General features: G+C 34.7%; 9 protein-coding genes and 1 other RNA gene. 5 read left to right on the top strand and 5 right to left on the bottom strand.

Annotation, left to right across the window (positions count from 1 at the left end; translation table 11 throughout):
* A partial coding sequence (locus tag ACEN2H_RS11960) for a hypothetical protein (protein ID WP_441732662.1) occupies positions 1-3349 on the bottom strand: 3349 nt, incomplete at its 3' end.
* 657 nt (positions 3350-4006) lie between these two features.
* Between ACEN2H_RS11960 and ACEN2H_RS11955 the strand changes: the two genes are divergently transcribed.
* The 3 genes from ACEN2H_RS11955 to ACEN2H_RS11945 all read left to right on the top strand — a co-directional run bounded on the left by ACEN2H_RS11955 (position 4007) and on the right by ACEN2H_RS11945 (position 7526).
* Positions 4007-4492, top strand: a complete 486-nt coding sequence (locus ACEN2H_RS11955; protein ID WP_441732661.1) for a SixA phosphatase family protein — start codon at positions 4007-4009, stop codon at positions 4490-4492.
* Positions 4493-4500: 8 nt separating this feature from the next.
* Positions 4501-6570: a polyphosphate kinase 1 gene (ppk1, locus tag ACEN2H_RS11950; protein WP_441732659.1), complete on the top strand. Its 2070-nt coding sequence runs from the start codon at positions 4501-4503 to the stop codon at positions 6568-6570.
* A gap of 65 nt (positions 6571-6635) precedes the next feature.
* Positions 6636-7526, top strand: a complete 891-nt coding sequence (locus tag ACEN2H_RS11945; protein ID WP_441732658.1) for a Ppx/GppA phosphatase family protein — start codon at positions 6636-6638, stop codon at positions 7524-7526.
* Between the two features lie 193 nt (positions 7527-7719).
* Here ACEN2H_RS11945 and ACEN2H_RS11940 read toward each other — a convergent pair whose 3' ends face one another.
* From ACEN2H_RS11940 to ACEN2H_RS11925, 4 genes are all read right to left on the bottom strand, one after another.
* Positions 7720-8169: a DNA polymerase III subunit gamma/tau gene (locus ACEN2H_RS11940; RefSeq protein ID WP_441732656.1), complete on the bottom strand. Its 450-nt coding sequence runs from the start codon at positions 8167-8169 to the stop codon at positions 7720-7722.
* A 197-nt stretch (positions 8170-8366) separates the two neighbouring features.
* A complete protein-coding gene (gene dnaX, locus ACEN2H_RS11935; protein ID WP_441732654.1) occupies positions 8367-9452 on the bottom strand; it encodes a DNA polymerase III subunit gamma/tau in 1086 nt (361 codons plus the stop codon).
* Positions 9453-10061: 609 nt separating this feature from the next.
* Entirely contained in the window at positions 10062-10361 is a 300-nt protein-coding gene (locus tag ACEN2H_RS11930; RefSeq protein WP_441732652.1) for a hypothetical protein, read from the bottom strand.
* Between the two features lie 80 nt (positions 10362-10441).
* Entirely contained in the window at positions 10442-10741 is a 300-nt protein-coding gene (locus tag ACEN2H_RS11925; RefSeq protein WP_441732651.1) for a hypothetical protein, read from the bottom strand.
* 122 nt (positions 10742-10863) lie between these two features.
* Here ACEN2H_RS11925 and rnpB point away from each other — a divergent pair.
* Together rnpB and ACEN2H_RS11915 are read left to right on the top strand one after the other, a co-directional pair.
* Positions 10864-11187: RNase P RNA component class A (gene rnpB / locus ACEN2H_RS11920), an RNA gene on the top strand.
* Between the two features lie 133 nt (positions 11188-11320).
* Complete coding sequence (locus ACEN2H_RS11915; protein WP_441732649.1) at positions 11321-12256, top strand: ketopantoate reductase family protein; 936 nt, start codon at positions 11321-11323, stop codon at positions 12254-12256.
* The last annotated feature ends 62 nt before the right edge of the window (positions 12257-12318 follow it).

Genomic DNA, 12318 nt, shown 5'->3' with positions numbered 1-12318 from the left:
CACCAGTTGCAGTTGCAGTTAAAGTTTGTGTTGTAGTTCCATCTGTACACACAGTTTGATTGCTTGCAGTTGGCGCAGCAGGCGCATCATTTATTGTTAATACAACCGCAGTTCTAGTTAAAGAAGAACAAGTTGCGTTAGAAGCTTGAGCGTATACTGTTTTAGTTGCAGCAGTAGTACTTATTAAAGTTGCTGTAGTTGTGTTTCCACCAGTTTGTGCATCATACCAAGTGATTGTAGCACCTTCTGGTACGGTTGCCGTTGCTGTTAAAGTTTGTTCAACATCAGATTGACATACTGTTACATCCACTGGAGCAGTTGGAGCTGCAGGAGTTGCTGGTTGAGCAGCGATAGTTTTGGCAGTGGGTAACGAAGTACAGCTTACTGCATTAGTAGTTGTTACATTATAGGCACCAGCGGCTAAACCTGCAAAAACTCCAGTTGCATTTGTTACAGCTGCTACAGCAGGATTTGTTCCAGTAACAGTATAGGTAATTCCGGTTGCATTGGCAGGAGCAGTAACAGTAATCGTTCCAGTGGCTACTGCACAAGTTGGATTAGTTACAGTTGCAGTTGGCGGATTAACTAAAGCAGGTTGAGATATGGTTACTGATAATTCAGGCGAAACACACTTATCAGCATCTGTTACAATTACATTATATGTACCAGCGGAAAGGCCGGATTGGTCTTCGTCGGTCGGTTGTAAACCACTTCCGTTTTCAGTTGTCCAAGCATATGTGTATTTAGATCCTCCTGTTGCGGTAATATCAACGCTCCCCGTACCTCCATTGCAAGTAGGGTTTATTGTAACTCCTGTAACTTTGATATCTATCACCTTAACATCGAACAAACACTCATCAACAATTGGGCTTCCAGATAATGGGGTATATGTTGCTGTATATTTAACTGGAGTGGTTCCAGTAGAAAAAAGATCTCCAGGCTTGTGAGTAGAAGTAACTGCAAAGTTAATTCCCCCTGTACAAGCCGTACCTACTATATAAGCATTATAAAATACCCTGTCAACCTCAATTTTATCTCCTCCTCCAATAGTAGAGCTTGAAAAATTAAATTTCAATTTATATAAGCCACTGGCTACATCTGTATTTAGAATGGTTAAGGTTTTCTTACCACTGGTACTAATATTGGGTAGTGAATAGGTTTTAATCACCGCATTAGTAGTTGGATTCAGTACTATTAAAGACCATGTAAGTGAATTTGTAACGTCTTTTAATTCAATATTAACATCAGTTCCGTTTCTATTGTCAAAGTATTGCTGTGGACCGATGAAAAATGAGTCGGTTTCTTTACTTCCAACATTGCCTTGAGATTGAAATAATCTTAAATTATCTCCTCCTCCAACTCTTTGCGTGTAATTAAAAGTCCAACAACTTGAACTGAATGAACTTTCAGGTAAATTAAAATCCACGACATAAGAATATTTATCAGCCTCTAAACGTGTACAACATTGGTATGAAAAACTTGGCGGAGTCCAGGAAACTGCTTTTTGTCCTCCAGTACCATCATTGCATACTGGAGCTAAATCTGAAGGGGGACAATTAGCTTTACGAATAGCGCAAGTACTTACAGCTGGCTCTGTTAGTATGACTTGGATTGTCTTACCACAATCGTTTTGGTCAGTTATCGTTAAATTATAAGTACCCGCTCTTAAACCTGTTAAATCTTTATTTGAAGATGCAAAAGCAGCTGGTCCAGACCAAGCATAACTGTAGGTTGGTTCTCCTCCTGAAGGCGTAATCTTTATTTCGCCGTCGCTGCTTCCATTACATATTAAATCTACCTTGTTTACCGCCACTGAAATAGGAGGGTTTACTGTGATTGTAGAAATATATTTTGCCGTAATTGGATTTGCACAAGTGCCGGATGGGGTACTTTTAACGGTTAGTGTAACTTTGTATATTGTAGTCGAAGAAATTATAGAAGGTACTGTTATATTAGTTGTAGGACTATTTGCTGAGGAAAATGAAAGTGCACCGCCGTTTCCTGATAAAGTTTCAGACGCCCAAGCATAAGTAATAGTACCTGTTGCACCAGTAACTGAAGCGGAAGCAGAAATAACTGCAGCAGGACAAGCAGATTCTGTATTTGCTAAATTTGTCACAGTAATCTGCGGCGCTTTTTCTAAAGCTGATTGTAATAGAAAGTTTCCAAATAAACGGGCTTCGCCAACCCACTCGGGATTATTACCGCTGCTTATATGTGAGCCTTGATATAAGACTGAACCATAGTTTGAATTACCATAAGCTGGACCATAAGCTATTATAGCTGCTTTTCCAGAAGATTTATTATTAATAACGTCCGGATGTGTTGGGTCATAAAAACCAACCGTAGTGCTTGGCCTCCATGCACCATTATTAAGAGGTAAATAAACACTTTCAGAATTACCATCTAGCGCGTTATGTATTTTTCCCATAAATTGCATAATAGGATTTGATGCCGAAGATAAATCGTAAAGCACTTTATCCTTATCAAAGCCTTTCTCGTGTACAGGAAGTGTGGGAGTGAAGATACTCGTTGAACCATCATCTTTATAAGGCATCAAGCCTATTGTTGATAAAAAATTTAATTTTGAATTTGATTTACCAGTAGTTGTTAGGCTTTCAGAAATACTGACATCATGGCAACCCATCCACACATTTCCACCTCTTAAAACAAAGTCATGTATTATATTTACATCTGCCTGACTCCAATTTTTATCGGGCTCTGTATGATGTGACAATACATAAAACTGGTCACAAACTGTAAGATTTTCAGGCTTTCCAACTCGAAATGAGCCTAATATTCCTGCTCTATTGTAAAAACCTATTTCAATATCTGTTGAAGCTGTTGAGTTTAAATTTCCATCTTTCGGATAAATTACAATATTAGGAAATGAAGTAATTATTCCTCGTACTGGTGCATTAGTAATTGCATCTAACTGCCAATACACTGTCAGTCCAGGATTTGCAGTTACCCAAGATTGAATAATTGGTCCCGCTGTATCCATGAATTCAGCAGCAATCAAGAAAGGTCCTGCTTTTAGGTCTTTATTTCCAGTTGAAATAGTACCCGTACGTGTTGTTTTACCCGAAACTGAAAAGTCTTTCTGATCAACTTTATTTGATTCACTACCAAAATTTTTGTTAGGGTCGATTATCCAATTTATGGGAATTCCACTTTTTACTAATTCATATACTAGGCCATAAGGTTTTAAAGCATTATTATCTGTTTGAGGCGTAATACCCATGTCAATAACTGCAGCTCCTGCTTTAAAATTGGTATAAGTGGTTTGTGAATAAGCATTACCAACGAAGAAAAAGAAGGTTAGTAAAAGAAAAGTAATTTTATTCATAATGTTATTTTTAAATGTGATTTGGGGGGATACATTATAATACTATTCTAAAAAAAATAATAGTGAATTAATGAACGAATGTAATTACATTAACTAAACATTAATTACATTTTCCTTTATCAACCAAAAAACTCGATAAACGGCATGTTTTTAATACTTTTTTGTTAAAAAAGACAGAGAAGTTATCGTTAGAATCCGGTATTTAACTAAATATTTGTTAATTTAATCTCTATTAAAGCAATTCTAAAGCAATTATTTTAACAAATTAATTAATAATGTAGCGTTACTATTTAATATAATTCACTGTTTTTAAAGCTTTTATGTATTTTTTACTGCGAGACATGAAGCTATTGCTGACTTTTTTGTTTTCACCTATTGTTTTTTGAGGAGTATATTGTTTTTCCTGCTAAGCCAAAAATTTATTATAAAACAGCAGATTTTTATGGTTAAATATTTAGTTTACAAACGTTTATCTATTTTTTTTACGAAAATTAATTAATTAATAAAGTGATATAAAAACAAAAAAAGTATAAAATGATTATTTCAAAAGGCGAATGGAATTATGTAGTTTTTAATTAAAAAAAGCAAGTACACTAAATTATATTGTACCTTCTATGCGACATTACTCTTATTTAAATTAATTAGAAAATTTTATCTATGAAAAATCTAATATTGATTCGACATGCTAAGTCTTCCTGGGAGGCTCCGCTCCAAGATATTGATAGACCATTAGACCAAAGAGGAATTAAGGATGCTCACCTGGTTTCTTTAAATATTCACGATTTTATCCCTAAAACGTACCTACTTTGGAGCAGCATAGCTAAAAGAGCTGTGGACACTGCGGGAATTTTTGCGCAAAATATTTTATATCCCATCCAAGACATCGTTTATAAAGAAGATCTTTATACTTTTGACGAAAAACATTTGGAAAAATGCATCAAATCCTGTGACAATAAAATTGATAGTTTGATTATTTTTGGGCATAATCCAGCAATAACGAATTTTGTTAATAAATTTGGGACTGTTTTAATTAATAATGTGCCTACCTGCGGTTTTGTATCTTTGCAATTCGATACGGATTATTGGGAGAAAATTGAGAAGGCTAAAACCAAAAAAATAATAGTTCCAAAAGATTTTAAATAATACATATAGTGCAAGAAATAAAATATTTAGATAGAGAAAAGAGTTGGTTAGCATTTAATGCAAGAGTACTTCAGGAAGCCGCTGACGAATCAGTACCACTTTTAGATAGACTGCGGTTTTTAGGAATTTTTTCAAATAATTTAGATGAGTTTTTTAGGGTTCGGTTTGCAGCAATAAGAAGATTAAGTCTCTCTGGTAAATCAGGCGAAAAAATTCTTGGAGGCATCTCAGCACAACAATTAGTCAAAGACATTACTGAAATTGTAATTAATCATCAAACAGAAAGCTTATTGATTCTAAAGGAAATTGAAGACGAACTTCAAACTAAAAATATTTTCATTATCAAAGAAGATGAAATTTCTGAAGAGCAAGAAATATTTTTAAAAGATTTCTTTATTCAACAATTAAGTCCGGAATTAGTTACTATTATACTGAATGATTTATCAGAGTTTCCTTTATTACGAGATAATATAGGTTATTTAGCTATCAAGTTAGTAATGAAAAAAGATTCGGAGGTTCGTTATGCAATTATCGAAATTCCAAAAACGATGAATCGATTCGTTGTTTTACCTTCCTACCTTAATAAGCAATACGTTATCCTTATAGATGATGTAATTCGTCATAATTTAAAAAGTATTTTTAATATTTTTGACTACGAAAGTGTTTCGGCACATATGATAAAAATTAGTCGTGACGCCCAGCTAGATATTGATAGCGACTTGAGTAAGAGTATGCTTGAAAAAATCTCTATCAGTGTAAAGGACAGATTAGTAGGGGAGCCCGTTCGTTTTATTTACGATCAAATGATAGGAAAAGATACGCTGGCCTTTTTCTTAGAAAAAATGAAAATTGTTTCTACAGATAGTATTATCCCTGGCGGAAGATATCATAATAGAAGAGACTACATGAATTTTCCAAACTTAGGGAGATTCGATCTTTTATATCAAACAAATGACCCATTACCCATTCCAGGTTTAAGTCTTGAAGGTAGTATTCTAGAAAAAATAAGTCGAAAAGATTATTTATTAAATGCGCCATATCAATCCTTCTCCTATCTTACTAAATTTCTACGTGAAGCTGCGCTAGACCCTAAGGTGACAACTATAAAAATTACTCTTTACAGATTAGCAAAAAATTCCCAAATCATTAGCTCACTTATCAATGCTGCTAAAAACGGTAAAAAAGTAACCGTTCAGATAGAATTACAGGCCCGTTTTGACGAAGCTTCAAATATTTCTTATGCTGAACAAATGCAAACAGAAGGTATTGAACTTATCTTCGGGATAAAAGGCTTAAAAGTGCACAGTAAAATATGTGTTATCGAAAGAATTGAAAAAGGTAAAATAAAACGTTACGGTTTCATCTCAACAGGTAATTTTAACGAGGCAACAGCAAAAATATATACAGATGTCACCCTTTTTACCAGCCATCAACAGATTTTAAAAGATATTGCTAAAATATTTGAGTTTTTTGATATTAATTATAGGATACATCGCTACAAGCATCTTATTGTGTCGCCACATTATACTCGCATGAGGTTTTATAAACTGATTGACCGCGAGATTCTTCATGCACGCGCTGGCCGAAAAACACATATAAAATTAAAAATGAATAGTTTATCTGATTTTGAAATGATCGATAAACTTTATGAAGCCAGTAACGCGGGTGTAAAAATACAATTGGAGGTGAGAGGTATTTGTGCTCTTATACCTGGTATAAAAGGAATGAGTGAAAATATTGAGGCTATTAGTATTGTTGATAATTATTTAGAGCATTCTAGAATTTACATCTTTGGAAATGCTGGGCAAACGGAAGTTTTTATTTCCTCAGCAGACTTTATGAGACGAAATCTTGACGGTAGGGTAGAAGTGACCTGTCCTATTTATGACCAAGGGATAAAAGACGAATTAATTGACAACTTTGATTTAGGATGGAAGGGTAATGTAAAAGCTCGGTACCACTCTTATAAATTGGATAATAAATACCGTGAAAGAAATGACCAGCCTATATTTAGAGCGCAATTAGAAACCTATAAATACTATCAACAAAAAGTTGATTTAGTAGACGAAAAATCATAAAGTGTGAAATATTTATTTTTTACTTATTCTTAAGCAAAATAGTAGATTTAAAATCAGAATAGAGAATGATGAAAATAAAGAAATATGCCGCTATCGATATTGGGTCAAATGCCATGCGTTTATTGATAGTCAATATCGTGGAGCAAGAGGGCAAAGAGCCTCAGTTTAACAAGAGTTCATTGGTGCGCGTGCCTATTCGTCTGGGGCAAGATGCCTTTACGGTGGGTGAAATATCTGAAGAGAATGTTGATAGAATGTGCGATGCCATGAAAGCTTTCAATCTATTGATGAAAGTACATAGAGTAGAGTCTTACAAGGCTTTTGCTACTTCGGCAATGAGAGAAGCGTATAACGGAAAAGAAGTAGTTGATATTATAAAGGATAAAGCAGATATCATAATTGAAATTATAGACGGGAAAAAAGAAGCGGCAATTATCGCTTCAACGGATTTACATCATTTGATAAAAACAGATGAAACCTATCTGTTTGTAGATGTTGGCGGCGGAAGTACAGAGTTTACATTGTTTTCCAATGGTAAACTAGTCAACTCTAAATCATTTAAAGCGGGAACTGTTCGTTTATTAAATGAGATGGTTTGTGACGTGGTATGGGAAGAAATCGAAAAATGGATTAAAATAAATACCGCCGATTTTGAAGAAGTTACACTAATTGGGTCCGGTGGAAATATAAATAAACTCTTTAAAATGTCCGGAAAGTCGCAAGAAAAAGCCTTGTCCTATATTTATTTGAACTCACAATACTCTTTCTTGAATTCATTAACCTACGAGCAAAGGATTTCAGAATTAGGACTCAATCCAGACCGTGCAGATGTAATTGTTCCTGCGACTAGAATCTACCTAAATGCTATGAAATGGAGTGGTGCCCGACATATTTATGTCCCTAAAATAGGACTGTCCGATGGTATTGTAAAAGCAATGTATTACGGTAATATTTAAACAACAGACTTTAAATGGTATAGTTGTTTGAGCTGCATGAAACACAACTGCTGTAATGATAAGCTAGGACTTACAATGTTTAAATAGGCAGATAAAACAAGGTGAAAAACGAATTTTTTCTTTAGTGCTTAATGGAAAAAAAGCAAAGGAAGTAAATGATCTTTAAGATAGAACGGATTTTAAATCAGCAGTTTTAGGCATCTAAATCCAGTCCAAACGTCGTCCTTAAAAGTTCGATATTCGGGTTTATTTCATGAAGTCTATTATACCGGTCTTGGTCATTAAAGTTCTTTCTGTTTTGGACACTTTCGTTTACAATAACCTCTATTGTAATGTCATGATTGTGAAGATGACCGTGCAAATAGCCCAATAACCCCTTTAATTCTTTTTCAAAATCTAATTTCGATCCTTCATTAGGTAATTCAAGTGTGATAGCAACACCGCTTAAAACAGGATCGTTAATGAGTAATAATGATTCCATTATTCTGAAACCTTTTTCTCCTAGTCTTTTAGCGTATTTTGTCCAATGCAGTAACATTTCTGTTTCTGAAAAAGCTTCTGTTGGCAGATGAACTTCTTCCTTTACAAAGGCTTTATTACTTTCTTCTAGTGCTTTTTTGGCACGAACACTAGATAAGGACAATGCCGAAACTTTAGTCTCAGTTGAGCTAGGAGGATTAGTTTTTGCGGGTTCAATGGAATCCAGTTTATGCTCAGGCTTCTCATCTACCGGAGTTTCATCCGCTTTTATAGCAGGAATAACGGCAGCCGCAGTATGCTCAATAGTCTTTGTTTTATCAGCTATTGAATAGTCGTTTTTTCTAAAATGAGTGGGTGGGATTATAAATGCGTCAACTTTTTTTTTTCTCCATCAAAAGTGATAGAGGCTAATTGCATTAGACAAAGTTCAACGAGTAATCGTTGGTTTTGACTGAGCTTAAATTTTAGATCACAATCATTTGCAATTGTAATTCCCTTCAGCAAAAGATCCTGACTGCATTTTTGCGCTTGTAAAGCGTACATTTTTTGTGCTTGTTCTCCAACTTCCAATAATGATAAGGTGGAAGGAGTTTTACTTACTAATAAATCTCTGAAATGAGAAGCTAATCCCGATACAAAATGATGACTATCAAATCCTTTGGAAAGTATTTCATTAAAAGAAACCAATAATTCAGGAATCTTATTTTCAATTATTAAGTCGGTAACCGTAATATAGGTTTCGTAGTCAAGAACATTCAAGTTTTCAGTAACTGCTTGGCGGGTTAGATTAGTACCACAATAAGAAACAACTCTGTCAAAAATAGACAAGGCATCACGCATGGCACCATCTGCTTTTTGGGCAATGATATTTAAAGCATCGTCTTCGTAAACGATTCCTTGACTTGTGGCTACCTCTGCAAGATGTTCTTTGGCGTCTTTTACCGTAATTCTTTTAAAATCAAATATTTGACAACGAGATAATATCGTTGGAATAATTTTATGTTTCTCGGTCGTAGCCAAAATAAAAATGGCATGTTTTGGCGGCTCTTCTAATGTTTTTAAGAAAGCATTAAATGCTGCTGAAGATAGCATATGTACTTCATCAATAATATAAACTTTATACTTTCCAGTTTGAGGGGGAATACGAACCTGATCAATCAAACTCCTGATATCATCAACAGAGTTATTTGATGCTGCATCCAGCTCAAAGACATTAAAGGCAAAATCTTCTGTGGGGTCATCATAACCCGGCTGATTGATTTTTCTAGCTAAAATCCTAGCACAGGTAGTTTTTCCAACTCCTCTGGGACCCGTAAATAACAGGGCAGTAGCAAGATGATTGCTTTCTATGGCATTCAATAAAGTATTGGTAATGGCTTTTTGGCCCACTACATCGTTAAATGTCTGTGGACGGTATTTACGCGCCGATACTACAAATTGTTCCATAGGATTTTTTATTCGAAAGCAAATATAGGCAAAGCGGTTATATTATGGAAAGGATAGTTTGTTTAATTCTAAAATTAACACTTCCAGAAAAGGCGGCTAACTTGTGTTGGTCTGCAGTTACTAAAAAGTTAGAAAATTCAATGTAATAATGGGCTCTACTTCTATTTTTTTGTTGGGTCAGTACTCTGAAATCTGCTGATATATTGAGAAGCAGTTTCTTATAAAACTGGACTCGTCATTATCTACACGCCTTTGTGTAATGCTTATATCAAAGCGTCAGATTAGAGTTTTTTTTATGAGGGATAGTAGAAAATATGTCTTGGATATTAATTAAGAAGGCTTAAGCCCAGCAACTCAAAGTAGAAAATTTTTAGGTGGCCTAATAGTCTATAGTATTAAGGTATCCTAATCTTGGATAACAGAAAGTGATTTGTAGAAAAGAATTAAAGTACTACAGTTTTCTTTTTTTAACCTTCTCATGATTATTTCTAAAATTGTCATCACACGATGGTTAAAATCAGTTCTAAAAACAGCTATTATAGAAATGGAATTTTTGGAAAAGAATCCTCTAATTTTAAAAAAGCAAGTGATAATAGTAATCGTCTTCCTTTACTTATTTCTGTTTTGTATACTCAGTTTAATTAGTACTTCAGCTGCTTCTGAAACGGAGTTAGCAGCAAATCCTGTTACAAACACACCTTTCTTGCCTGATCTTGATTTAATTCCAAATACTACTGCCTCATCATCGGGGTTTGAATTTCCTTCGTACCGATAAACATGAACAATTTCATATTTGTCAGGGTTTTTGGGAATGTCTTCCTCGTGCAGGTTAAAATCGTAGGTAAAACCTAGTTCATTCAATTCATCCAATGCTTTGGAAACCGAGGCATAATGATAGATATTTTTCATAATGTATTATGGTTAGTTATGGAGTTTGAAAAAAGCTTCTCTTTTTAGTATTCAAGAAAAACGATAGCCTTGTCCGTGATTTACTTAATTCTATTTTTCATGCTTATTTGGATTAAGGCTTGGGCAGCTTCAGTAATTGAATTTGCAGAAAAACCGGTTACAAAGACCCCTTTTTTGCCTGAAGAGGATTGTATACCATAAACGACAGCGGCGTCTCCAGGATCAGTATCCCCTTCGTACCGATAAACATGTTTTATCTCATATTTATTGGGGTTTTTTGCTATATCCTCTTGATGAAGATTAAAATCATAGGTAAAACCATTTTCATTTAATTCGTCTAAAGCTTTTGAAACGGTCGCGTAATGATACATTTGTGTCATAATACAGAAAAGGTTAGCGGTTATAGTTTAAAGGTAATTATTTTTTAAATGTGTTTTTACAAAACTGTTGTTAAACTAAATTATTAAAATTGAACTTCATTGATAAATTGTCGTAAATTCGCGGAACAGACCGCCTTATCGCCGTTTTGAGCAATCAAGAAGGAGGAAAGTCCGGACACCATAGAGAAGCATAGCGGGTAACACCCGTCGGTTTTGTCCGCAAGGACCAGATTAGGACAAGTGCAACAGAAAGTATGTACAGGTAATGCTGTAGTGAAACCAGGTAAACTCTATGCGGTGAAATATCAAGTATATCAGCATTTAAGGGCGTCTCGTCCGTTGTTGAAGGGTAGATAGTTTGAGCTTATGAGTAATTGTAAGCCTAGATAAATGATAAGGGTTCGCCTCGGCGAATACAGAATCCGGCTTATAGGTCTGTTTTTTTTTATATTATTGAAATATTTTAGAAATATAAGTATTGTAAATCATAAGAAGAGAACCAGTATGAAATTAAATTTCAATAATTTCAATAATTTCTATACTGCTTAATGGTTTAATTATTATTACAAATCTTAAGGTATGCAAACAAGGATAGGGATTTTAGGATTAGGCGGTGTGGGCGGTTTTTTTGGTGGACTTTTAGCAAAAGCATATAAAGAGTCGGAGCAAATAGAAATAATCTTTATCGCTCGTGGAGAAACTCAAAAGGCAATAGCAGAATCAGGTTTGAAAATTATAGCTGATGAAAATGAGACTGTAGTATTTCCGAGTATCGTTTCAAATGACCCGGAAGTTATTGGGAAACTGGACTATCTTATTTGCGCCACAAAGACTTATGACATTGAAGATAGTCTGCAATCAACAAAAAAATGCATTAACAAAAACACTATTATTCTCCCACTATACAATGGTGTCGACGCTCCAGAACGAATAAGTAACTTATTTCCTGACAATAAAGTGCTACAGGGTTGCGTTTATATTGTTTCAATGATTGAAGCTCCAGGTGTCATAAAAAAAGTGGGGCCCTATCAGAAACTATTTTTTGGGTCCAGAACCGCTTCGATTTATAAACTGAATGCACTCCAAGCTATTTTTAAAAAAGCGAGTATAGATAGTCAGCTTATCGACGCAATAGAAGAAACTGTTTGGGAAAAATTCATATTTATTTCAGCTTTGGCATCGGCAACTTCGTACTTGGATCAGAATATCGGAGAGATTTTAGAAAATGAATCGAACCGTAAATTTTACCTTTCTTTGCTCAACGAAATCACCATGATTGCGGCAATAAAAGGATTGGAATTGCCCAAGGATATCATAATGAAAACAATTGTCAAATTAGAGAAAATGCCGCATGAAGCCACTTCTTCGATGCATCGTGATGTATTAGCAGGTCGCAAATTCGAACTCGAGTCATTGACCGAGTTTGTTGTCAATGAAGGTGTAAAATATGAAATGGAAACACCGAGTTATAATTTGGTTTTGGATAAATTGATTGGAATAGTTGCAGAAAATTAATTTTTTAGTTTGAGGTCTGAAAACTACCTTTTCAGTACGTGACAAGTCTACAAAAGCCTTTC

This window comes from Flavobacterium sp. W22_SRS_FP1, from assembly GCF_052113685.1.
Classification (GTDB): Bacteria; Bacteroidota; Bacteroidia; order Flavobacteriales; family Flavobacteriaceae; genus Flavobacterium.
This window is presented reverse-complemented; position numbering and strand designations above follow the sequence as displayed.